General features: G+C 38.6%; 18 protein-coding genes. 6 read left to right on the top strand and 12 right to left on the bottom strand.

Translation table 11 applies throughout. The features are described 5' to 3' along the window. Positions 1–77: 77 nt before the first annotated feature. Positions 78–977: a LysR family transcriptional regulator gene (locus tag AC27GZ_RS04870; RefSeq protein ID WP_487093751.1), complete on the top strand. Its 900-nt coding sequence runs from the start codon at positions 78–80 to the stop codon at positions 975–977. Between the two features lie 92 nt (positions 978–1,069). Here the strand turns inward: AC27GZ_RS04870 and AC27GZ_RS04865 are convergent, their stop codons facing one another. The 6 genes from AC27GZ_RS04865 to prlC all read right to left on the bottom strand — a co-directional run bounded on the left by AC27GZ_RS04865 (position 1,070) and on the right by prlC (position 6,872). Next, on the bottom strand, positions 1,070–2,254 hold the full coding sequence (locus AC27GZ_RS04865) for a BaiN/RdsA family NAD(P)/FAD-dependent oxidoreductase (RefSeq protein ID WP_487093750.1): 1,185 nt from the start codon (positions 2,252–2,254) through the stop codon (positions 1,070–1,072). 207 nt (positions 2,255–2,461) lie between these two features. Then, positions 2,462–2,995, bottom strand: a complete 534-nt coding sequence (ftnA, locus tag AC27GZ_RS04860; protein ID WP_487093749.1) for a non-heme ferritin — start codon at positions 2,993–2,995, stop codon at positions 2,462–2,464. 73 nt (positions 2,996–3,068) lie between these two features. Continuing rightward, on the bottom strand, positions 3,069–3,224 hold the full coding sequence (locus AC27GZ_RS04855; RefSeq protein ID WP_487093748.1) for a hypothetical protein: 156 nt from the start codon (positions 3,222–3,224) through the stop codon (positions 3,069–3,071). A 63-nt stretch (positions 3,225–3,287) separates the two neighbouring features. Further along, positions 3,288–4,088 (bottom strand): class I SAM-dependent methyltransferase, encoded by an 801-nt coding sequence (locus AC27GZ_RS04850; protein WP_487093747.1) that lies wholly within the window; start codon positions 4,086–4,088, stop codon positions 3,288–3,290. 5 nt (positions 4,089–4,093) lie between these two features. Next, on the bottom strand, positions 4,094–4,819 hold the full coding sequence (locus tag AC27GZ_RS04845; protein ID WP_487093746.1) for a DNA-3-methyladenine glycosylase I: 726 nt from the start codon (positions 4,817–4,819) through the stop codon (positions 4,094–4,096). A 7-nt stretch (positions 4,820–4,826) separates the two neighbouring features. Beyond that, positions 4,827–6,872, bottom strand: coding sequence for an oligopeptidase A (prlC, locus tag AC27GZ_RS04840; protein ID WP_487093745.1), 2,046 nt, complete (start codon positions 6,870–6,872; stop codon positions 4,827–4,829). A gap of 133 nt (positions 6,873–7,005) precedes the next feature. Between prlC and gorA the strand changes: the two genes are divergently transcribed. The 4 genes from gorA (at position 7,006) to ggt (ending at position 11,588) form a co-directional block, all read left to right on the top strand. Then, positions 7,006–8,358: a glutathione-disulfide reductase gene (gene gorA, locus AC27GZ_RS04835; protein WP_487093744.1), complete on the top strand. Its 1,353-nt coding sequence runs from the start codon at positions 7,006–7,008 to the stop codon at positions 8,356–8,358. A 191-nt stretch (positions 8,359–8,549) separates the two neighbouring features. Continuing rightward, the gene (locus AC27GZ_RS04830) at positions 8,550–8,888 is read left to right on the top strand and encodes a hypothetical protein (RefSeq protein WP_487093743.1); all 339 of its coding nucleotides are present in this window, start codon (positions 8,550–8,552) and stop codon (positions 8,886–8,888) included. 66 nt (positions 8,889–8,954) lie between these two features. Next, complete coding sequence (locus AC27GZ_RS04825; protein ID WP_487093742.1) at positions 8,955–9,803, top strand: N-formylglutamate amidohydrolase; 849 nt, start codon at positions 8,955–8,957, stop codon at positions 9,801–9,803. A gap of 6 nt (positions 9,804–9,809) precedes the next feature. Continuing rightward, the gene (ggt, locus tag AC27GZ_RS04820; RefSeq protein WP_487093741.1) at positions 9,810–11,588 is read left to right on the top strand and encodes a gamma-glutamyltransferase; all 1,779 of its coding nucleotides are present in this window, start codon (positions 9,810–9,812) and stop codon (positions 11,586–11,588) included. 88 nt (positions 11,589–11,676) lie between these two features. Here the strand turns inward: ggt and AC27GZ_RS04815 are convergent, their stop codons facing one another. Beyond that, entirely contained in the window at positions 11,677–13,845 is a 2,169-nt protein-coding gene (locus AC27GZ_RS04815; RefSeq protein ID WP_487093740.1) for a cation:dicarboxylate symporter family transporter, read from the bottom strand. A gap of 599 nt (positions 13,846–14,444) precedes the next feature. Here AC27GZ_RS04815 and polA point away from each other — a divergent pair. Next, complete coding sequence (gene polA, locus AC27GZ_RS04810) at positions 14,445–17,222, top strand: DNA polymerase I (RefSeq protein ID WP_487093739.1); 2,778 nt, start codon at positions 14,445–14,447, stop codon at positions 17,220–17,222. A gap of 62 nt (positions 17,223–17,284) precedes the next feature. On the opposite strand, the gene AC27GZ_RS04805 is transcribed toward polA, so the two are convergent. From AC27GZ_RS04805 to AC27GZ_RS04785, 5 genes are all read right to left on the bottom strand, one after another. Then, positions 17,285–18,226 carry a hypothetical protein gene (locus AC27GZ_RS04805; RefSeq protein WP_487093738.1) on the bottom strand — a complete coding sequence of 314 codons (942 nt, stop codon included), beginning with the start codon at positions 18,224–18,226 and terminating at the stop codon, positions 17,285–17,287. After that, a complete protein-coding gene (locus tag AC27GZ_RS04800) occupies positions 18,219–19,994 on the bottom strand; it encodes a tetratricopeptide repeat protein (RefSeq protein ID WP_487093737.1) in 1,776 nt (591 codons plus the stop codon). Before AC27GZ_RS04800 ends, AC27GZ_RS04805 begins: the two co-directional genes overlap by 8 nt. A gap of 289 nt (positions 19,995–20,283) precedes the next feature. Beyond that, on the bottom strand, positions 20,284–22,371 hold the full coding sequence (gene recG / locus AC27GZ_RS04795; RefSeq protein WP_487093736.1) for an ATP-dependent DNA helicase RecG: 2,088 nt from the start codon (positions 22,369–22,371) through the stop codon (positions 20,284–20,286). A gap of 34 nt (positions 22,372–22,405) precedes the next feature. Next, positions 22,406–23,113, bottom strand: a complete 708-nt coding sequence (trmH, locus tag AC27GZ_RS04790) for a tRNA (guanosine(18)-2'-O)-methyltransferase TrmH (RefSeq protein ID WP_487093734.1) — start codon at positions 23,111–23,113, stop codon at positions 22,406–22,408. 22 nt (positions 23,114–23,135) lie between these two features. Then, a complete protein-coding gene (locus tag AC27GZ_RS04785; protein ID WP_487093733.1) occupies positions 23,136–23,525 on the bottom strand; it encodes a RidA family protein in 390 nt (129 codons plus the stop codon). Positions 23,526–23,539: the final 14 nt, after the last annotated feature.

The raw sequence follows: 23,539 nt of genomic DNA, 5'->3' as shown, positions 1-23,539 counted from the left end.
AAACACCGCCAATTGTTTAATAAATACAGATATGTTGATAAGATAATTTCATTTTTAACAACAATAGGGTGTGATTTATGGAAAATAACCTAGATGACATGATGGTGTTTTTAACGGTTGTTGAAATGGGCAGTTTTACACTTGCCTCTGATAAACTGGGCATCCCTAAAGCAAATATAAGTCGAAAAGTATCTCGTTTAGAGAAGAAATTAGACATAACCTTATTGGAACGATCTACACGATCTCAACATTTAACAGAGGCAGGTAAACGCTATTTAATACATTGTAAACGTATTCATGAAGAGTTGGATTTAGCAGCAGCATGCATTTCAGAACTACAATATAGTTATAAAGGTAATTTAAAAATTGGCGCATCGGTTGCCACAGGCCAGGAAATTCTAAGACCTTCGTTAGCTCAATTTATGCATCAATATCCTGACTTAAGGATTCAACTTAATTTAGTTAATCGACGCATAGATTTCATTGAAGAAGGGTTTGATGTGGTTATTCGCATTGGCAAATTAGATGATTCATTGTTGGTTGCTAAAAAACTCGGTACTGCTAAACGAAAAGTATTCGCTAGTCCTGAATATATTGCCAAACATGGGAAACCGCTAACGGTTGAACAATTAACTCAACATCAACTGCTTATCATGAACCCGCTTAACAATGATTCGAAGTTAACGCTTTTTTCAAAAGAAAATAATGAATACACACTAAACTGTAAACCAAGGCTATTAGTTGATGATTTTTCAGTGCTTAAGCAATCCATTGTAGATGGCTTAGGTATCGCGGTATTACCAGACTATCTCGCTAAAGGAGAGGTAGCTTCAGGTAAGTTAGTAACGCTTTTACCAAATTGGGGGATGAAAGATATTGATATTTATGCCCTATATCCACGTAACCGAGCGAAAATACCAAAGGTAAAAGCCTTCTTAGATTTCGTTGCTAATCTCTATATCGATGTATTGAAGTAATTTGAAATTGATTTTTAAGGATTAAACTGATGTACTTTATTGTTTGTAGCTCTTTTGTCAGTTGTAGCCAGTTATAGTTTACTCTCTTACAACTAAACAGCTTGCCCACAGGCGATACCAGAACTCCAAGCGAACTGAAAGTTATACCCACCTAAAAATCCAGTAACATCAATGACTTCACCGATAAAATATAAGTTTTGTGCTTTTGTGGCTTCAAAAGTTTTTGATGAAAGCTCATCAGTATTCACGCCACCTAGGGTAACTTCCGCAGTTCGATAACCTTCAGTGCCATTGGGTTTTATTGTCCAATTGTGAAGGTATTGACTTAGGTAGGTGATTTCATCATTACTGAGTTGATTGATGGTTTTGTCGGTAATTTCTTTACTTTTAACAAGTGCTTCTATGAAACGTTTTGGTAATACAGTGGCTAGTAGGTTTTTTAAGGATTTTTGAGCTTGAGTTTCACGCCATGCTTTGATTAATTCTGTAATAGGAGTATCAGGCAACAAATTAATAGTGACAGCTTGACCAGCTTGCCAAAAAGAGGATATTTGTAAAATAGCAGGGCCTGATAAACCTCGATGGGTAAAGAGGATGTTTTCACGAAAGCTGACACCACTTTCGCTGTTCACCAAACAATCAATACTAATGCCTGATAGTCCATCAAAACGCTTTTTATCATGTTCATGTAGGGTGAATGGTACGAGTGCAGCGGTGGTAGGTAGTACGTTTAAATCAAACTGTTCAGCTATTTTATAGCCAATAGGTGTTGCGCCGAGTTTAGGCATAGTTAACCCGCCAGAGGCAACAACCAGTGATTGGCACTGGTAAGTTTTAAGGTTGGTTTTAATTAAATAACCTTGCTCGTTTTTAGTTACTGAAAATACTTCTGTGCGCAAATCTATACTCACCCCAGCCCAATCACATTCGGTTAATAGCACATCAACAATATCTTGAGCGCTATCATCACAAAATAACTGCCCTAAAGTTTTATGGTGATAATTAACGCCATGGCGCTCAACGAGTTCGATGAAGTCTTGTGCGGAATAACGACTTAAGGCTGATTTTACAAAATGTGGATTTTGACAAAGATAGTGCTCATGGCTGGCGTTTACGTTGGTAAAATTGCATCGGCCTCCGCCACTTATTAATATTTTTCTGCCGGGCTTTTTACCCATATCAATAACAGTAACGCTTTTACCACGGTAACCTGCTGTTGCAGCGCACATTAATCCTGCGGCACCGGCACCAATTATTAAAACATCAGTCTCTATCATAGGTAAATGTTATTGTGATCAAAAAATTGGCGTTAGTTTACGTTATTTGCCCATAAATCGCGAACCTAGTGCAAGGTATGAAAATAAATAGATGGCACCATTATTTTATATACAGCAACAAAAAAGCAGCCTATAAGCTGCTCTTTATCAGAATTGTCAGATCAGCCTCGAACAAGGCCGGGAATGACTTAGCGTTAAGATTTTCTGTTACTCTACTGTAGAGCCAGCTTCCATAATGCTGCCAGTACCTTGCTCTGCGAAGTTAGCGAAGTCTTTATCAAACATATACATTGCCGGACCATCTTCACCAATAAGTTGTAGCTTATCTAGAATGCCTTTGAAAAGTTTTTCTTCTTCATGTTGTTCTGCTACATACCACTGTAGAAAATTAAAGGTTGAGTAATCTTGAGAAGTAAAGGCTACATGTGCTAATGCATTGATTTTTTGGGTAATTAAACATTCATGCTCAAGAATTTGTTCAAATACGTCGTGTAAAGATTCAAAGTCATGTGGTGGAGCATCAATAGCACCTAAGGTTGGAAGACCGCCAGTTTCTGAAACATAAGTAAATAGGCGTTTCATGTGCTCCATTTCTTCGTTGGCATGTTGGCGAAGAAATAAAGCCGCACCATCGAAACTACGATCTTCACACCAAGCACTCATTTGTAAGTATAAGTTAGATGAATAAAACTCTAGGTTAATTTGTTGATTGAGTTGTTCTACCATTTTATCTTTAAGCATGCGTTGTCTCTTTTGGGTCAGTAAGTTGTTCAATATATTGGTTATGATATAAAATTTATCTGCTTTTGTCGTATTAATTAATTTTGACGGGTTTACATAAGAAGCCTTTGTCATGCGCGGCGCGGGCGCAGTCCTTACAAAGAAATCGAGGCTTGCTTACAATATGCATTAATTCGTGAATATTTTTTTCAATATCCTTTTTTTTCCATTTGCATAAATCTTTAGCCATAAGCTGCTCCTGGGTTTAATTACTATTTAGCATTTATATAATATTCATATAGCTATCATGTAACTATGCTTTAGGAATACCTTGGTTTACATAAATGTCGAAGCGATTTTTTTTCATTTTAATGCTGGTACTTGGTGTCTTTTTATTTATAGGCTCAGCATAACTCGGCCTTTTAACAACAACACGATATTTGGCTAATTCCAGTGCCGGCGTAAGCAAATTGTCGGCATCTAAGTCTTCACCTACTAACGACTGAAAGACACGCATTTCTTTTTTCACAGCGGCTGATTTTTCTCGATGTGGATACATAGGATCGAGGTAAATAACATCAACTTGTGGTCTTGAATGCATAGCATCAATTGACGATGTATGTACTAACTGCATGCGCTGCGCTATATCAGCAGTGTCACTGTTAAGCTTAGCTCGTTCTATACCGTCTTCAAGTAATGCGGCTACAATAGGCATACGCTCCATTAAGGTAACCTGACAACCTAAACTAGCCAGCACAAAAGCATCACGCCCTAAGCCTGCAGTGGCATCAAGTACATGAGGAGTAAAGCCATGTTTTAAACCGATGGCTTTAGCGATATCTTGACCACGACCACCACCAAATTTTCGTCTATGTGCGCTAGCACCTGCAACAAAGTCTACTTTAATGCCGCCGAGTTTGGGCTCGTCTAATTTTATTAACTCTAATGCTTGTTGGTTAAACTGTAATAAGAACTTTAATTCAGGATATTTGTTAGCCGAAGCAGCATCACCTAAGTAGTTAAGTTGCCATTTTTGAGCAACTTTTTTAGCAGCGTCGCTATCAACCTTATCAAGGTAAGCAACGGCGATATGTAAATAAGGTGATTCAGTCATTTTGTTTATTCAACGTGCACATAGTTATCACCACTGGCAAAAGCTATTAGTCTGCTGAGCTCTGTAAGGCTGTAGCCTGACTCTTGTTGAAGCTTGTTAAAGTGGTTTTGAATGCTGGTAAGACTTTTTTTGCTTTGTAAGCCACCATCTATTATTTTTTGTGCTCTAAGGTAGGACTCAACATCAGAGCTTAAAATAAAGGTATCTTTACCGAGTAAGCGAAGCGCGTATGGGCCTGTATTTCCGCCTAGGCGCTGTCCATGATCTTTTAAATAACGCCACAAACCAATAATATCGCTACTCGGCCAGTCTGCAATAAACTGAGCAAAAGAAGTGTTATGCTCAGTTTGATGCTCAAACATCATTTGTGCATTAGCTTTAATAGTTTTTACTTTATTGAAATTACGGATAATTTTAGGATCAGCAGCTTTTCGCTCTAGCATTTCTTCCGGCATCATGAGTACCTTTTCAATATCAAAATTGAAAAAGGTACTCTCAAAATCAGGCCATTTATTTTCAACCACCCGCCAGACAAAGCCAGATTTAAATATTTGCTTGGTAAAGGCCGATAACACTCTATCATCTGTTAAGTTTGCGACACTGTGCTTTGCAGCATTATCATCAAATAACTTTTTGCCTATTATTTTTTTACCAAGCAATATCTCTAATGCTTGTTCACCGCCTTTACGATCGGCAGCCCGTTGATATAAATGGTCAAATTTTTCAGTCATAACTGATTTATGCCTCAATACCTGAATGACGAAGTAGTGCGTCGATTTCAGGAGCTCTGCCTCTAAATGCCGTGAATAAATCACTTGGCTCTTCACTGCCACCTTTTTCAAGAATATTAGTTAAGAAAGATTGCCCTGTTTGAGGGTTAAAAATTCCTTGCTCTTCAAACAAACCAAAAGCGTCAGCAGATAATACTTCTGCCCATTTGTAACTGTAATAGCCTGCGGCATAGCCGCCACCAAAAATGTGACTAAAACCGTGTTGGAAACGGTTGAAGCTTGGTGTGTTAACAACAGCATATTGCTCGCGCACTTGATCAAGAGTTTGTTGAATATGACTTGGGCTCGCGTCGCTGTGGTAGCTTGCATGCATGGTAAAATCGAAAATACTAAACTCGAGTTGACGTAACATTTGCATGGCTGATTGGAAGTTTTTAGCCGCTAGCATTTTATCTAACAGTGCTTGAGGAAGTGGTTCGCCCGTTTCGTAATGCCCAGAAATAAATGATAACGCTTCACTTTGCCAACACCAGTTTTCTAAAAACTGACTGGGCAGCTCTACTGCATCCCAAGGTACGCCGTTTATTCCAGCAACAGAGCTAGCGTCAATTTGGGTAAGCATGTGGTGAATACCGTGACCAAATTCATGGAACAAGGTAACTACTTCATCGTGAGTGAAAAGCGCCGGCTTATCACCTACTGGGCCGTTAAAGTTACAGGTCAAATAGGCAACAGGGTGCTGAATTGAACCATCACTTAATAAGCGTCGTCCAACGCAATCATCCATCCATGCACCGCCACGTTTCTTCTCACGTGCGTATAAATCTAAATAAAAGCTACCGCGTAAATCACCGTTGCTGGCGTAAACATCATAAAATTTAACGTCTTTGTGCCAAACATCTACACCTTCACGATGTTTTATCGTTAAGCCAAACAAGCGATGTACAACCTTGAATAAGCCTTGCACAACTTTATTTTCAGGGAAGTATGGGCGCAGTTGTTCGTCAGAAATGGCATAACGACTTTGCTTTAATTTTTCGCTGTAATACGCCAGATCCCAAGCTTGCAGATCATTTTGTGAAAATTCATCACTAGCAAAATCGGTTAATTCTTGAAAATCTTTTTTGCCTTGATGTTTTGACTTTAAGGCTAGGTTTTCTAAAAAGGCCATTACTTCATCGGTATTAGTAGCCATTTTGGTGGCTAATGAATGTTCAGCATAGTTATCAAAGTCTAATAAGTTTGCTAATTCATGGCGCAGTGCCAGTAGCTCATTCATTATCTCACTGTTATCAAACTCTCCAGCATTAGGACCTTGATCTGATGCTCGGGTAACATAGGCACGATAGAGGGTTTCTCTTAATGATCTATTATCACAGTACATCATAACGGGTAGATAACTTGGAAAATCTAACGTGAATAAGTAACCTTCTTGTTCTTTGCTCGTTGCTAAAGCTTGAGCTGCTGCTAGTGCGCTATCAGGTAAGCCTGATAAGTCTTTTTTATCAGTGATGGTAATAGTAAATGCCTGTGTGGCATCAAGTACATTGTTACTAAATGTTGAGCTTAATTCAGATAAGCGCGTGACAATTTCGCCGTACCGTTTTTTGTCTTCATTTTCTAAGGCTATCCCTGATAATTTAAAGTCACGTAGAGCATTGGTGATGACTTTTTGTTGTGCGGTTGTAAGGTTTTTAAATTCTTCACTGTCTTTGATACTTTGATAGGCTTGAAATAACCCTTGGTGCTGGCCAACAAAGGTGCCGTATTCTGATAAAAGTGGTAAACATGACTCGTAGGCTTCTCTGAGTTCATCAGAGCTGACTACAGAGTTCATATGGGATACAGGGGAGAAGAGCTTAGATAATACATCATCAATTGCATCTATAGGCTCAACTAAGTTTTCCCAGCTGTATTCTTCATTGGTAGTTAGTACGTTATCAATAACGTCTTTACAGTGTTGAATAGCTTGTTCGACGGCAGGTTTAACTTGCTCAGGTTTTATTTTTGAAAAAGTTGGTAGCGTGCTGTTTTGTTGTAAAGAATTAGTCATAAGATACGCAAAATGTTGGAGAATGTTGAATTAGATGTAGGCCCTAAACCTTATTAATTCAAGTGCTATATTGAAAAACATCGTAAATGAGCATATATAATGGTTAACCTTTCTTTTTATTTTGAGTAATCACATGACACAACATTTTGACTATTTATCTATCGGTGCTGGAAGTGGAGGTATTGCTTCTGCGAATAGAGCAGCCAAGCTAGGTAAAAAAGCCGCGGTAATTGAAGCTAAATATATTGGCGGAACCTGTGTAAATGTTGGTTGTGTGCCTAAAAAAGCCATGTGGTATGCCGGGCAAATTAGTGATGCGCTAAAGTATGCGCATGATTATGGCTTTAAATTAGAGCAACAGGGTTTTGATTGGCCATTATTGGTTAAAAACCGAGAAGCTTATATTGAGAGAATTCATGCCGCCTATCAACGAGGTTTTGATGCGAATAAGGTGACAGTAATTAATGGCTTTGCAAAATTTGTTGATAAAAACACCGTAGAGGTAGACGGTACATTATATACCGCTGATCATATTACTATTGCTACGGGCGGTAGGCCTTCAATTCCTGATATTGAAGGGGCAGAATATGGTATTGATTCAGATGGATTTTTTGCCTTAGAGAAACAGCCTGAATCGGTTGCAGTGGTTGGTGCAGGTTATATTGCTGTTGAGCTTGCAGGGGTATTTCACGCCTTAGGTACTCAAGCTCATTTGTTAGTACGTAATGAAAAACCCTTACGCGCCTTTGATGAGATGTTAAGCACAACGCTAGTTGAGCAAATGGAGCGACATGGGCCAACACTACATAATCATAGTACGCCTGCGCGTGTTGAAAAACTTGAAGATGGAAAACTTTTAATTCATTTAACTAACGGCCAAACAGTTGGACCTGTTGAAAAACTGGTATGGGCTATTGGCCGAGAGCCGGCGACAGACAATATTAATCTAGAGTTGGCAGGTGTAGAAACGAATGAAAAGGGTTATATCACTACTGATAAATATCAAAACACAAATGTTGCTGGTATTTATGCTGTAGGCGATAACACTGGGCGTGCGCAATTAACGCCTGTTGCTGTTGCAGCTGGTCGTAGGCTTTGTGAGCGCTTATTTAATAACAAACCTGATGAACACTTAGATTATTCAGATATTGCTACCGTTGTTTTTAGTCACCCTGTTATTGGTACTGTAGGTTTAACTGAAACTGAAGCAGTTGCCGAGTATGGCGAAGATAATATTTGCGTTTATAACTCTCAATTTACCGCACTTTATCAAGCGATAACTGAAGAGTACCGCGATCCGACACGTATGAAACTAATTTGTGTTGGCAAAGAAGAAAAAATTGTTGGTATTCACTCTATCGGTTTTGGTAGCGATGAACTACTGCAAGGGTTTGCCGTGGCATTAAAAATGGGAGCAACTAAAGCTGACTTTGATAATACTATTGCTATACATCCTACTTCAGCGGAAGAGTTTGTGACGCTTTAGAAACGGATATTATTTTCTGCTTTATGAAAATCAAGAGGGCAATATTGCCCTCTTAATATCATGTATATGTATTGCGAAAGCTACCCGATTGGGCTAGTCTGATTGTTAACAATAATAATATCAGCAAAAAATAATAAAAATTGTTTATATGTTGTAAATAATAAAAACCTAGCGTAAAAAAGGTAGCCCCCATGTTAAAAATCATTGCCTTGGCATTGCTATTTTCTTATAGCAATAGCTCTCACTCGCAAGCACTTAGTGCTTTTCAATGCGAAGAAGTAAAAAAAATAGCGAATAATGAATTTAAAGGAACAAATTTTAATATTTTAAATCGAGGTGTTACTCGAGAGGCTGTTGCTCTTAATAACGCACAAGGTTTAGTTAGATCGCAAGTGGCCTATAATGCTGCAGAACTTGAGCTAAATATAGACGTCTATGCATCATCATTATATAACGAAAAGTGCCTACAAAATCCAACAGCTAATGTACTTGCTGCCCGACAAGGTCCAGAGGAAACAAAAGTTAACTAATAGTCTATATACCCTTTGTTAATATCTTGATATGGTTAATTGATTGATATTAATGAGGGGAATAAAATGGAATCTTTAACTCTAGAAACCTTATCTGAACAAGAGATTATAGAAAAAATTGCACAAAGAAAGTGCTTTAACGCCACTATAACCGGTGGTGCCTTTACGCTGAAGATAGAGAAATACCTACCAGCAATGTCAGCCGCTATTCATAATGGTGGTCAGCTTAGATCTGAATTAGAAGCAAACTGCTTACTCACTCAACCACAGCGCTATTATGAAGAAGATCCGCATACAGGCAGCTTTATTAGCGATCAAGCTATCACACTTATAGCTAATGACTCTCGTTATGAGTATGACTTAAACCGTAATACTGATGAATGTGTTTATGAAACAGCATGGGGTGTAGAAGTTTGGAAAACGCCTTTAAGTGCAGACACTATTGCTAGAAGTAAAGCAAAACATGCGCAGTTTTATCGTATTGTTGCGGCGATTGTTGAAGCGCTACAAGCCGACTTTGGCCAATGTATTGTTTATGATAATCATTCATACAACTATAAAAGGCATGAGCGCAAAGATTTACCGGTAATAAACCTAGGTACAAGTTCAGTTAAAAGTGAAAAATGGCGTCCAGTGATTGATCATTGGCTCGATATTTTAAAAGCCATGAAAGTTGATGGTATCGAAGTGACCGCAGCAGAGAACGATATTTTTTATGGCAAGGGCTATTTAGCTGCTTTTTGTCATGGAAAATATGATGATGTATTAGTACTAGCGACGGAGGCTAAAAAAGTCTTCATGAATGAGCTTGATGGTCAAGCTGAAAACGTAGTGCTACCGTCGTTGCAAAAAGCATATAATGCCAGTATTGCTCAGCACACATTAGCCTATATTAATGAATATCATAGCGAGTAATTTATAGTGAATGATGCTGTAGTACGTGCTGTTCGCTTGTTTTCTTCTATTTTGTTTTGTGGTGTTTTCTTATTTGCTTGTGGGCAACCAAAACCATTGGGTTTGCCCAATATTCCAGAAGCTGAAGACTTAGATAAAATTGTAAATTATTACGATATTAATCACCCTGTCATTGGTCGACAAGGCATGGTGGTGAGTCAAAGTGAAATTGCCAGTGAGATAGGCGCTGAAATATTACGCCGTGGTGGCAATGCCGTTGATGCCGCTGTAGCCGTGGGTTATGCCTTAGCGGTAACTTTACCAAGAGCTGGCAACTTAACAGGTGGCGGCTTTATGCTGGTTTATCTGCAAGAGCATGAGAAAGTTATTGCTATTGATTATCGAGAAACAGCACCCTCCGCTTCCTTTGAAGATATGTTTGTAGATAAGTCAGGTACTGTTGACCATATTATGGCACTGGAGTCTATGGCTGCATCTGGTGTTCCAGGTACAGTCGCTGGTTTTGAATATGCATTAAAGAAATATGGCTCCATGGAGTTATCTGAGTTAATAGAGCCTGCCCTTGAAGTAGCCAAAAAAGGCTTTTTAGTGACCGATGATATGGTCAGAATTATTAGGAAAGAGCAGGAACGCTTGCAGAAAAATCCAGAAACCTGTCGCGTATTTTTCAAGCAAGACTGTCAACTGTATCAAGCAGGAGAAGTGTTTAAGCAACCAGATTTAGCGAATACATTATCCTACCTGATTGAGCATGGAGCTGAGGGCTTTTATCAGGGTGAAATAGCAGACAAAATTGTCACAGCAATGGCTCAAGGGCAAGGTTTAATCACTCTAGAAGACTTACGTAACTATCAGGTAAAAGAGGTTGCTCCCATTCAAGGGAGTTTTAATGGTTATGATATTTTTACTATGCCACCACCCAGCTCAGGCGGTGTGCACTTAATCCAAATGCTGAATATGTTGGAAGCGTTACCTTTAGAAGGTGTTGCTCAAGGCAGTGCTGCTATGATGCATTATCAAACTGAAATTTTTAAACGTGCGTATGCAGATCGCAGCAAATTTTTAGGCGATCCTGACTTTGTTGATGTGCCTACTAGCGGCATCGCCAGTAAAGCTTATGCAAAACAGTTAAGCCAACAAATTAGCCGTGATAAGGTAACACCATCATCACAGGTTCAAGAGGGTCAACCCAGTCTATATGAAAGCCCTGATACAACTCATTACACCATTGTGGATAAGCAGGGCAATGTTGTTTCTAATACTTATACGCTAAACCACTATTACGGTAGTGGTATAACTATTCCGGGAACTGGGTTGTTAATGAATAACACCATGGATGATTTTTCAGCTAAACCGGGTACTCCTAACAGTTATGGTTTAATTGGTGGTAAAGCTAATGCCATTAAAGCGCACAAAAGGCCATTAAGCTCAATGACGCCAACAATTGTATTGAAGTCAGGTAAGCCTTATTTGGCAACAGGTACGCCAGGTGGTAGCAAAATAATAACGTCGATATTTCAGCAACTAGTGAATGTTTTATGGTTTGATATGAACCTTGCAGAGGCAACTATTACTCCTCGTATTCACCATCAATGGCAGCCTGATATTCTTTATGTGGAGAAAGGTGTTGCTGCGGATTCAATTATGCTTTTACAACAGCAGGGCTATAATATTGAATACTCTAAGTCGTTAGGCTCTTTACAAAGTATCATGATAAAAGATGGGGTTTTATTTGGTACGGCAGATCCTCGACGCCCCAATGCCAAGGTGGCAATTAGCCACTAATTAAGCGAGCTCAGGTTATTAATAACTATAAATTTACATTCATTTTGCTAGCCTCAAACTACAACTATTGAGGCTAGCAAGTGAGTGATTATGGTACCCAACCAAAGACATCTTTTATAACAGACCAACGCGGTTTTTTCGCCTGTGGATTTTGTCCTAAAATCCAATAATCATAAACCCTTTGTTGAAAACCATTGTCTTTTTTCAACTTCAACCAGCTATTGATAAACTGAACGTAATCAGCTTGATTTTTAGGTAACAGTAATCCCACCGGAGCTTTTAACTTCAAACCTTTTGGAATGACTGCTGAAAACTCAGGGTATAGCATTGCCCATGCTGAGCCTACTTCTGTTGAAAAAAGCATGGCATCTACTTCAGGGTGCTTTCCTTTTAAGAACGATCTTATATCAGCAACTTCAATAATGTTGGCATTAGGGAAGCGTTCGTGTGCCCCGTGTTGGTAATAAACACTACGACCAACACCAAGGTTTAAAGACTGCATAGCATTGATATCATATAAGTTGGCAAAGCTATCGCGTTTCGAATCGTTTAATAATAAGCCTGCAGTATGATAGGTATAAGTATCAGAGAAAGACACATGTAATGCTTTAAGTGGTGTTATCGCTCGGCCACCAATAGTCATATCTACACTGCCGTCTGATAACAGTTTAGCTTCTTCATCTGGATTTTTTAAATATATAAAAGAAACTGCTATATCGAGATCTTTAGCTAACTCATTGAGTAACTCAACATCAAAACCAACAAGCTTATTACTGTTATTCCGAAACGCAAAAGGTAGGCTGGCTTTATAATAACCAACTCTGATACTCTTTCTGGCCATGATTACATCTAATCTAGGTTGTTGTTGTTCTTCTAAAGATAACGGAGTAAGTGTTTTATATTGTTTAATTTTTGCAGGGCTATTCATTGCCTGCATTGACTCAAATGTTTGTACTCCCTCATACTTGTAGGGTATTAACGCTTTAAGGGTAAACCCAGCACCCACCATGACTGCAAATGTAACCCCTAAGTGCACACCTATAGCTTGCATTAACTTACGCCAAGAAATCATTTTCATTACAGCTGATGCAACCAATAAAGTGGCAACAAAGCCATGTAAGGCAGCTAAACCTGTGGCAAATCTAGCGGTAACAACACTGCCTAATAGATATAATTGAAACTGATCGGCTGGCAAATCAAAATAATTAAGTAAAAAGGGTATGGCGACAGCCATGCTACCAAAGGCCGTTAATGCCCCCATGATCACAAAAGAAATGTACTGGTCTATTCCTAATGGAGCGCCAACATACCAAGCTGAAAACAGAATAAAACCAAGCCCTAATAAGGTTCCTGTACTCGGGAAGCTATAAGCAGTGGGCACCATTACATCTACTGTTGAGTCTGTTTCTTCACATTCCATATTATGCTTAGCCAATAATTCTTTACTGCGTTCAATTATCATTGGCAACACAACTAAAACTGTCCCTGTGGCCAAAGCCGTCACTGCGGCTTCACCGGCGGTAGATAATAATTCACGATAAGAAAAAGGAGTAGCCCAGTGAATTAATAAGGGTAAAAAGACAAAAGCTAGTAGCGCAGCTGCAACGATATAAACCCAGAGGAACACCTGTAAGCGGCCAAGCTCTTCAACGGCTAAAGTGCCAGCGGCTGAAGCCGAAATGGCAAAAATACCTAATGGAGCTAACTTAGCCACATAGGAAGCAACTTTCATTAAACTATCACCCACATTAGTGGTTAAATTTAACAAGGTTTCTTTATTTTTAACCTGAATTAAAGCAACCCCCATCAATAAAGAAAATAGCACCACAGCCGGTACAATAGTTTCAGATAAAGAAGCAAAGATGTTACTTGGTATATAAAGCTTTATAAAATTAAAGGCAGCAGGCTCAGTGATCATACTAGTACTAAAAAAGCCACTGGTTTGCCAGTTAGGATAGGCAAGCGGTAGTAATAGTAATGTTAACATTACCGATAACCACATAATCAAAATCACTTTAACAGCGCGCATACCAATTCGACTTGCCATATCACTGTCAAGACGACCTAAACCACCAATAATAGACACTAATACGTAAGGCAAAACAGTCATCTGTAATAAGCGAATATAAACATTACCGATAACTTCTAAATCGCCAGCAGGCTCACCAACAAATATACCCGTAGTAATACCTAAAAAAAGCGCAATCAATACACGTTGAAAAGGACTTAATCTTTTATAAAGTTTGACCATGGGCATCTAACACTCCGTTAATTAGATAAATTCTATTTAGCTTGCCACCTAAGTGACAATGTTTACTAGTATAACGAAATTTTTACAATCTAAAACCGTTAGCTTTTATTGGCTTATAAAAACTTATAAGAAAAACCTATTTGTCGGTATTGTAAGTGGTAAAGTTTTTGAATGAAATTTGCTTGCATCCTTGCTAGGTCACGTCAAATATCGCTTATGTTTTTTTGTTCTTTCAAGCTGTAAAAAATATTTAAAAAAAGTTTAATAATTGACTAGTAATGGTTTGAAAATCTGATAGTCTTTTACCTCGTTATTTTCTTGGTTGCCTTCAGTGTAATTAAAAAAGTAACGGTGATAGGATATTTATCCACAAAAATAAAAATAAAAAACATTGTGTGTAAAAAGGATTTTTTTCTTACCTTTTTTTAATAAAATCATACATATAAAAAAATTAACCAGAATAGCGTTGTTTCCTGTTCTGGCGTTTATCTGTGCTTGTCAACAAAGTTATCCACAAAATTAATATGACAAATGTCACATGGCAGTAGAGCAAAAGGCTGCTTTATGGCATGCTTAGCCTATGCTTAATCTTACTGTATTTTTTTATGACAACAATTGCTGAAAACAGCCCATTATCTCCCCTTATTTTAGTTGATGGCTCATCCTATTTATTCCGCGCTTATCATGTGCCTTACTTACAAGCGTTATCGACAGCAGATGGTCGTTCGACAGGTGCGATTACTGGCGTATTAAATATGATTCGTAGTTTGAAAAAAGACTACCCTAACGGCAATGTTGTAGTGATTTTTGATGCCAAAGGTAAAACTTTTCGTAATGATATGTACCCTGAGTACAAAGCGAATCGTCCACCTATGCCAGATGATTTACGCACGCAAATAGCGCCATTACATCAAATCATCGCTGCTATGGGGTTACCATTATTAGTGGTGCCAGGTGTTGAGGCAGATGATGTGATTGGTACGTTAGCTAAGCAGGCTACTGAGCAAGGTATTGAAACTGTTATCTCTACAGGCGATAAAGATATGGCACAGTTAGTCACTCCGCATGTGAGATTAATTAATACCATGACTAATGTCGAAATGGATGAAGCTGGCGTGTTAGAAAAGTTTGGTGTTCGCCCTGATCAAATTATCGATTACTTAGCACTTATGGGTGATAAAGTTGATAACATCCCTGGCGTTGTTAAGTGTGGCCCTAAAACTGCGGTTAAATGGTTAACGGAGCATGGTACTCTTGAAGAGGTTATTGCTAATGCAGATAAAGTGAAAGGCAAAATAGGTGAAAACTTACGTGACGCCCTTGAGCAGTTACCACTGTCTTATCAGTTAGCTACGATTAAGTGTGACGTTGAATTAGATCAAACTGTTGAACAGCTACAACCTGCTGACGCAGATGTTGAAACACTGACAACCTTATACCAAGAGTATGAATTAAGACGTTTATTGGCAGATTTAACCAAAGGCGATACTGATAGTAGTGAGGAAGCCAAACCAAGTAGTAAAGCTTCTTCAGAGTCAAGCGCGATCGAGGTTAGTTCAGTACCTGTTGAGAACAGTGAGTACGACATCATTCTAGATGAAGAAAGCTTTTCCGCTTGGTTAGCTAAATTGGCGGGCAGTAAAGCGTTTGCTTTTGACACAGAAACAACCAGTATTGATTACATGAAAGCTGATTTAGTCGGTTTATCTTTTGCTGTTGAAGCTGGCAAAGCCGCTTATGTGCCATTGGCACATGACTATCTTGATGCACCTGACCAACTTGATATGCAATGGGTGCTGGCGCAATTAAAGCCGTTACTTGAAAGCAAAACTATTAAAAAGATTGGTCAAAACTTAAAGTATGATGCCAATGTGTTGAGCCATTATGATATCCAATTACACGGTGTTGATTTTGATACCATGATTGAATCTTATTGCTTTAATAGTGTTGCGACTCGCCACAATATGGATGCCTTAGCGCTAAAATACCTTGATTATAAAACCGTTCATTTTGAAGATATTGCTGGTAAGGGCGCCAAACAATTAACCTTTAATCAAATTGAAATAGACAAAGCGGGTCACTATGCTGCTGAAGATGCTGACATTACCTTACGACTACACCAAGCTATTTTCCCTGCACTTGAAAAATCTTCCGAACAACTGAGTGTTTATACCGACATTGAAATGCCTTTAATGCCAGTGTTGGCAAAAATGGAGCAAATCGGTGTACTGATTGATTGTGATTTACTGGATCAGCAAAGTCACAGTATCGGTCAACGCTTAAACGAGTTAGAGATTGAAGCACATAACTTAGCAGGCAAAAGTTTCAACCTAAGTTCGCCAAAGCAATTGCAACAAATTTTGTTTGAAGAGTTAAAGATTCCGGTCATCAAAAAAACACCTAAGGGTGCACCGTCAACTGCTGAAGAGGTATTGCAAGAGTTGGCATTAGACTATCCTTTGCCTAAAGTCATCCTAGAGAACCGTGGTTTAAGTAAGTTAAAATCAACGTATACGGATAAACTACCCTTAATGGTCAGTGATAAAACAGGCAGAGTACATACCTCTTATCATCAAGCGGTTACCGCCACAGGACGATTATCGTCTACTGATCCAAATTTGCAAAATATCCCTATTCGTAGCGAGCAAGGACGAAAAATACGCCAAGCATTTATAGCGCCAAAAGATTATAAAATTGTTGCTATTGATTACTCTCAAATTGAGCTACGTATTATGGCGCATTTATCGAATGATAAAGGCTTAGTTACCGCCTTTGGAGAAGGTAAGGATATTCACCGTGCTACCGCGGCCGAAATATTTTCTGTTGAACTAGATGAAGTGACCAGTGATCAACGACGCAGCGCGAAAGCGATTAACTTTGGTTTAATATACGGTATGTCAGCATTTGGTTTAGCTAAACAGTTAAATATTGGTCGTCAACAGGCGCAAGAATATCAAGATAAATACTTCCAGCGTTACCCGGGCGTATTAACTTACATGGAGGAGACTCGTCAACAAGCTAGCGAACAAGGTTATGTGGAAACTTTATTTGGTCGTCGTCTATTCTTGCCTGACATTAATGCTAAGAATGGTATGCGCAAGAAAGCTGCAGAGCGCGCTGCTATCAATGCGCCAATGCAAGGAACCGCGGCAGATATTATTAAGAAAGCGATGTTGGCAGTATCAACGTGGTTAGATGAGAATAATGACGAACGTATTAAAATGACCATGCAAGTTCACGATGAATTAATTTTTGAAATTCATCAAGATATTCTAGAAGAAACAACAGAAAAATTGGTTGAGCTGATGAATAATGCTGTTGAGCTAAGCGTACCTTTAATTGCCGAAGCAGGTAGTGGTGATAACTGGGATGAAGCGCATTAATCGTTTGAAATAAACACCTAATGTCATAAAAGCATTAGGTGTTTATGTAAGCTGTAAATAGATTACTGTTGACTATAAATTACAGAGGGCTTTGGCGTTTTAATTGCGTACTCATTAATCCATAATTCCTTTCTATTGAAAGGAGTCTTAGGTGATAAAAAGGGGTTGCCTATATCAATAATTGTGCGTTTAGCTAGGTTTGCTCTCTCTATATCAGCACCATAATAGCGATTAAATATTTTTTTAATTTGTTGATTTTCTATCATTTTTTCTAACCCGTACTCTAAGCGCTCTGCCAATCTTGGATATGCAGGTGAGACGTAGATATAGTAGGGCATAGGCATATAAATCGCTAAATTAGGTTCAATAACTAAATTATCAATAGTACCTTTTCTGAGTTCTAATTCGTCATAAGCCTCATGAACACCTCTAGGAATATAATCAAACCTACCCAATGATAATTGTTTAAACATTCCGTCATAACTCGATCTTTCTATAATATTAAAGCCGAGAATATCCATAATTTCACCAGTCGTAGAATTTGAATGTATACCTGCGGTAAATGATTCTAATTGACTGCGAGTAGTCACTTTTTTGAATAAGTCTACCTTATCTTTATTCACGACTAACAACCGATAATTCAGAATGCCTCTTCGTATAGGGATTCTAATTGGAATAGCCAAATGGTCCTTATCTGGGGTTGCTGGGCTCATGACCAAATTAATCACTTTACCTCTAGATAATTCGTAAAAATTAGTAGTGCTTATCATAGAAATAGGCTTTTTAATAATTTTATAGGGGCCGTATTTATCAGCAGAATAGCTTAACGCTTGTTCAATAATTTCATTGTTATATAAATCACGTACATCTAACTTTGAGCTTGAGCTAGTTGTTTTAACAATATCAATTTCATCGTCTTTAAGGTCTAAGGCAAAAGACTTATTGTGGTTAAAAAAAGATAAGCTAATCATGGCAAACAAGAAATAATAAAATAATCTAGTCATTAGCTGTTCCTTTAGTGCTGTTCTTTAGTTTAAACATTAATAAAACAACAGAGCACATAAAGATGAATATCAGTATCTGTAAGTTCTGTATTAGAGTGTTACTTTGATCTTCTTGGTTGTTTAGGTCAGCTATTATTTCATCTTGTTTGAATAGCTTTTCATTTAGCACTGATACCTCTTCTTTCAATATATCTACTTGATTCATATTATTCATCATACTTTGTAAAGTGTTAATTTCATTGGCATGCATGCTAATTGTATCGCTTTTGATATCATTTAAAGTACGTGTTTGTAATTTTGTATAAAGTAATGCTTGTTTATAATTACTCATTCTTTCTTCTGCACTTGCTAGTGCAAAGTAGGCTTGCTCAATAATTGGTTTCGCCTGTATTCTCTGAGCTATCCGTAAAGCTTTGTCGGCCCATAATTGAGTGTTATGTGGCTGTTCTTGTGCAAATAGAAGGGCAATATTTACTAAATTACTTGCTTGTTCCCAAGCATTTCCTGTTTCTTTAGAGTTTTCAAAACCAAGTGTAAATGCTTGAAATGCAAGTTCAACATTACCCATAGCTTGGTAAATCATGCCTTCATTTTTCTTAACAGTTGCTTTACCTTTTAGATCATTGATTTGTTCATAGAGTTGGTAAGCTTGTTCGTTTAGCGCTAACGCTTCGGAATACTCATGTTGATACAAATGATATAGTGCCAAGTCACGTAATGCCGCGGCATAGTATTTGGGTTGAATTTTGTTTTTTGGTTGGCTGGTGACTTTTTCAAAGTAAGTCTTTGCTTTTTCATGTTCATTTAGTCGATTATAAATTAAACCGATAGCGTTATTTGATGAAGCTATACCACTTAAATCGTTATTTTTTTTGTATATTTGTAGGGCGTCGACGGCAAGTTCAATGGCATTTTCATAACTGCTTAATCGTCTGTATATGCTAGAAAGATGCACTAAAGATTTTAAGGTAAACTCTTCATTGTTTGTCGATTTTGCGTCAGTTAGTGCTCTATTACCATAAGTTAATGCATCTCTAAAAGCGCCTGCTTTTTTATAAGATCTAGAAATGTCTAATAAGACTCTTGCCTTAGTAGGAAATAGCTCATCACTTTCCAAGAGCGTTTCTGTTTTTTGCGATATTGATGGCTTGCTCTCTAATAAACTTAGGGTAAGTTTAAAATATTTTATGGCGGAATAATTATTGTTTAATCGAGTATAAATAAAGGCTATATCATTATACAGCCTTACCTTTACCAGACTGGGCTGAGTGTGTGCATGTTGTTTAGCAAGCAAAAAGGATGTTAAGGCTAATTTATACTGTTTATCTTTAAGGTTCACGACACCTTTGGTATTGAAAAGGCGGTGTAAAAGAGCAGAATTATTACCTGTTTCTTCTACTAACGAAATAGCTTCATCGAGCAGATTGATAGCTTCAGAGAACTTTTTTTGAAAGTACATTAATTCAGCTTCTAGCTGGAAGAGCTTTATGTCGGCTAGTAGTAAGTTGAAATTGAGAGACGAGTCACGCTTATCAGCTTCAGCCTCTATTAGCTGCTTGCTAATTACATTTCGCAATGCTTTTGCTTTATCTAAATACTCTTGGCTTTTTTGGTAATCTTGCTGTTTTTTTGCAAGAGATGCTTGTTTTATTAGAATGTGAAACTTTAACTTATTATTGGGATTGTTTTTTAGAATATCTAAGGCCTTTAGCAGCGCGCTATTGGCGGATTCAATATCGGTATGTTCAAACTGGTATACTAACTCCATATAATATTGAGGATCTTGAGACGAATCTAAAGAGAGCTTATTTGCTTGCGCAATTTGAGCTATAAAAATTAGTCCATTAATGAAGAGTAATAATATGAGTTTGATATTAATGAAGCACTCCTAAAACTGTATGAATAGCCCTAAGCAATATGAGTATTAATTGAAAGGCCTATCAAATAAATTTAGTACTTTTTATTGGTGAGCGCTAGCAATTACGCAGATAAAGGCTAAAAACTATTTATTTTGTGTAGCAAATTATTAAGTATCAGTTAATTTTTGAGACATTATTTTAGGCTTTAGAGAAACGTTCCTTATTTCCTAACCAACGTTGAATCAAAGCTTGCGCACAATCAGGGTGTTGGCGAGCGAGTAAATACGCTTTTTGTTGTATATCGGGAATGAGGTAACCGTCGCGAATAAGATCGGCAATTTTAAGCATCGCCAAGCCTGTTTGTCTGGTACCTAATAACTCTCCAGGACCTCTTATCTCAAGGTCTTTCTCTGCAATAACAAAACCATCATTACTGTCTCGAAGCACTGCCATGCGTTTAGTGGCGGTTTTTGATAAAGGTGCTTTATACATAAGCACACAGTGAGAAGCCACCGAGCCACGACCAACACGGCCACGAAGCTGGTGCAGTTGTGCTAATCCTAATCGCTCTGGGTTTTCGATCACCATTAAGCTGGCATTTGGCACATCAACGCCAACTTCAATGACTGTGGTGGCAATCAGTAAATGAGTATCACCGGCTTTAAAGGTATCCATGACTTGCTGTTTTTCATCTGCTTTCATGCGACCATGCACTAAACCAATTTTGAGCTCAGGTAATTGCTCGCGCAAAAATATGGCAGTATCTTCAGCTGCTTGGCATTGTAATACTTCAGACTCTTCGATCAGGGTACATACCCAATAAGCTTGGCGATTATCCTTAGTGCAACCTTGGCGGATACGTTCGATAACATCATCTCTGCGAGAATCAGGCAGTGCGATGGTATTAATGGGAGTGCGCCCTGGTGGTAATTCATCAATAACAGAGGTGTCTAAATCAGCATAAGCAGTCATGGCTAAGGTACGAGGAATTGGGGTGGCAGTCATGATTAACTGGTGAGGGTGATTGCCATCAAATTCTCCTTTTTCTCGCAACGATAGCCGTTGTTGTACACCAAATTTGTGCTGCTCATCAATAATAATTAATGCTAATTTATTAAAGCTAACCTCTGCTTGAAATAAGGCGTGGGTGCCGATAACCATTTGCATTTCACCACTGGCAATCAATGCTAGTGCTTCTCTACGTGCTTTGGCTTTTGTTTTCCCTGCTAACCAACCCACTTGAATTGCTAAGGGGTGAAACCAGCGCTGAAAATTGATGGCGTGTTGCTCTGCTAAAATTTCAGTGGGCGCCATCAGTGCCACTTGATAACCTTGGCTAATAGCAGCTAAGGCAGCCAAGGCGGCTACTAAGGTTTTTCCTGAGCCAACATCACCTTGTACTAAGCGCATCATAGGTTGAGCTTTGTTTAAATCCTGTTTTATTTCATCTGCAACACGTTGCTGTGCTTTTGTGGGTGAAAAAGGTAATGTTGATAAAAACTCACTTTCTACTTTGTTATCTACAGAAAGTGAAATGGCTTGATGAACATCACTACTTTGTCTCACTTTTAGCATGCTTAAATTGTGAGCGAGTAACTCTTCTTTGATCAAGCGTATTTGTGCTGGATGTTTACCATTTTCTAGTTGACTAGTTGAAGTATCAGGTGGTGGTCGGTGAATCACCGATAACGCTTGCGCTAATGAATAACTTTCATCGAATAAACTGTGTGGTAGCAATTCGTCTATTTGACCACGCTGTAAACGTGTTAACGCTTGATCGGTTAAATTTCTCAGGGTAATTTGTTTTAAGCCATCGGTGGTAGGGTAAACAGGCGTAAGTGTTTCTTCTACAGGCGTGAGTGCACGGTCGTCATCTAGAGCTTTGTATTCTGGGTGAACAATTTGAAAGCCACGAGGTCCTCGTTTTATTTCACCATAACAGCGTATTGTGCGACCAACACTTAAGCTAATTCGTTGACTGGCAGAGAAGCTGAAGAAGCATAATTGCACACTACCGGTTCCGTCGTGTAAATCTACCACTAGCATACGACGTTTACCCTGAGTTATTTGATTGTGAGTAATCTCACCTATCAGGTTGGTATGTGTGCCCGCTAAGCAATCTCTAACGGTGGTAACTCGAGTTCTGTCTTCATAGCGCAGTGGCAGGTGAAACAATAGATCTTGAGCGGTTAATAAGCCAATTTTAGCCAGCTTAGCTGCCATACTTGGCCCCACACCTTTGAAAGTGGTTAGGGATACTTGTGATAGCTTACTTAATGCTTCCATGGTTGATTTACCTACTCAGCACTAACTCAATGGTTTAATCATCAAGGTGCTGCCAAGCACTTTTGTCCATTTGCATTTTTTGCCACCATTGCTCGTCAGCTATAATTTGCCCTTCTTCATTGATGGCTGGATAAGGTAAGCCCTTACGCTGGCAGGCCTCGGCAAAAATAGGGTGACCGCCTTCAAATAAAACACGTTGACGACGTTCATCGCTGAGTTTTTTCAGATCATACATACCTGCAAGTTGGCGTTGGCGTTGAGCTTCATATAAAACAACAGAGCACGCTACAGATACATTCAATGACTGAACCATACCAACCATGGGAATAACAATATCTTGATCCGCCAATGCTAACGCAGTTTCAGAAGCGCCAAACTTTTCTTGTCCTAAAATAATGGCTGTGGGCTTGGTGTAATCCACTTCGCGAAAATCAACAGCGGTATCTGATAAGTTTGTTACTAATACCTGCATCCCTTGGGCTTTTAAGGTATTAATTGCGTCGGTTGTGTTGTGATAATTATGAACATCAATCCAGTTTTGGCTACCTGCAGCGCTGCCACCACGCACTTCAGCTTCTTCACTTTTCCATACGGCATGTACGTCACTAACACCAATAGCATCACAAGTTCGGACAACCGCTGCTAAATTATGGGTTTTATGTACGCCTTCCATACATACAGTAAGATCCGGTTGGCGTTTATCTAGCATAGCGTTTATGCGTTGCAGTCTTTCAGGGGTCATGTAAGTTTATCTTTTTGAGTGTCTAGCGTAAGTTGGGAAGTTCCATGATGCCATCAATTTCGATTTCAACATCTTTAGGCAATTTTGAAATCTGAATGGCTGCGCGTGCAGGATACGGTTGTTGGAAGTATTTTGCCATAATTTCATTTACCGTCGCAAAATTGCTTAGATCGGTCATGAAAATATTAACCTTCACCATGTCATTGATTGTGCCACCAGCAGCTTCGCATACAGCAGATAAATTTTTAAATACTTGCTCTGTTTGATCGGCAAAGCCACCTTCAATAACTTCCATTGTCTCAGGAATCAGTGGTATTTGACCTGATAAATAAACGGTATTGTTCACTTTAACCGCTTGACTGTATGTGCCGATAGCACTAGGCGCTTGTTCAGTTTTGATAATGCTTTTCATGGTATTTTCCAGTG

This window comes from Colwellia sp. SU-HH00943 (assembly GCF_057546125.1).
The sequence above is the reverse complement of the archived record's forward strand: the minus strand, read 5'-3'. Positions and strand labels throughout refer to the sequence as shown.

What these genes read in the sequence shown, in the direction of transcription:
- AC27GZ_RS04870 (WP_487093751.1), top strand. Translation starts at nt 78, where the DNA reads ATGGAAAATAACCTAGATGACATGATGGTGTTTTTAACGGTTGTTGAA.
- AC27GZ_RS04865 (WP_487093750.1), bottom strand. Translation starts at nt 2,254, where the DNA reads ATGATAGAGACTGATGTTTTAATAATTGGTGCCGGTGCCGCAGGATTA.
- ftnA (WP_487093749.1), bottom strand. Translation starts at nt 2,995, where the DNA reads ATGCTTAAAGATAAAATGGTAGAACAACTCAATCAACAAATTAACCTA.
- AC27GZ_RS04855 (WP_487093748.1), bottom strand. Translation starts at nt 3,224, where the DNA reads ATGGCTAAAGATTTATGCAAATGGAAAAAAAAGGATATTGAAAAAAAT.
- AC27GZ_RS04850 (WP_487093747.1), bottom strand. Translation starts at nt 4,088, where the DNA reads ATGACTGAATCACCTTATTTACATATCGCCGTTGCTTACCTTGATAAG.
- AC27GZ_RS04845 (WP_487093746.1), bottom strand. Translation starts at nt 4,819, where the DNA reads ATGACTGAAAAATTTGACCATTTATATCAACGGGCTGCCGATCGTAAA.
- prlC (WP_487093745.1), bottom strand. Translation starts at nt 6,872, where the DNA reads ATGACTAATTCTTTACAACAAAACAGCACGCTACCAACTTTTTCAAAA.
- gorA (WP_487093744.1), top strand. Translation starts at nt 7,006, where the DNA reads ATGACACAACATTTTGACTATTTATCTATCGGTGCTGGAAGTGGAGGT.
- AC27GZ_RS04830 (WP_487093743.1), top strand. Translation starts at nt 8,550, where the DNA reads ATGTTAAAAATCATTGCCTTGGCATTGCTATTTTCTTATAGCAATAGC.
- AC27GZ_RS04825 (WP_487093742.1), top strand. Translation starts at nt 8,955, where the DNA reads ATGGAATCTTTAACTCTAGAAACCTTATCTGAACAAGAGATTATAGAA.
- AC27GZ_RS04815 (WP_487093740.1), bottom strand. Translation starts at nt 13,845, where the DNA reads ATGCCCATGGTCAAACTTTATAAAAGATTAAGTCCTTTTCAACGTGTA.
- polA (WP_487093739.1), top strand. Translation starts at nt 14,445, where the DNA reads ATGACAACAATTGCTGAAAACAGCCCATTATCTCCCCTTATTTTAGTT.
- AC27GZ_RS04805 (WP_487093738.1), bottom strand. Translation starts at nt 18,226, where the DNA reads ATGACTAGATTATTTTATTATTTCTTGTTTGCCATGATTAGCTTATCT.
- AC27GZ_RS04800 (WP_487093737.1), bottom strand. Translation starts at nt 19,994, where the DNA reads ATGGAGTTAGTATACCAGTTTGAACATACCGATATTGAATCCGCCAAT.
- recG (WP_487093736.1), bottom strand. Translation starts at nt 22,371, where the DNA reads ATGGAAGCATTAAGTAAGCTATCACAAGTATCCCTAACCACTTTCAAA.
- trmH (WP_487093734.1), bottom strand. Translation starts at nt 23,113, where the DNA reads ATGACCCCTGAAAGACTGCAACGCATAAACGCTATGCTAGATAAACGC.
- AC27GZ_RS04785 (WP_487093733.1), bottom strand. Translation starts at nt 23,525, where the DNA reads ATGAAAAGCATTATCAAAACTGAACAAGCGCCTAGTGCTATCGGCACA.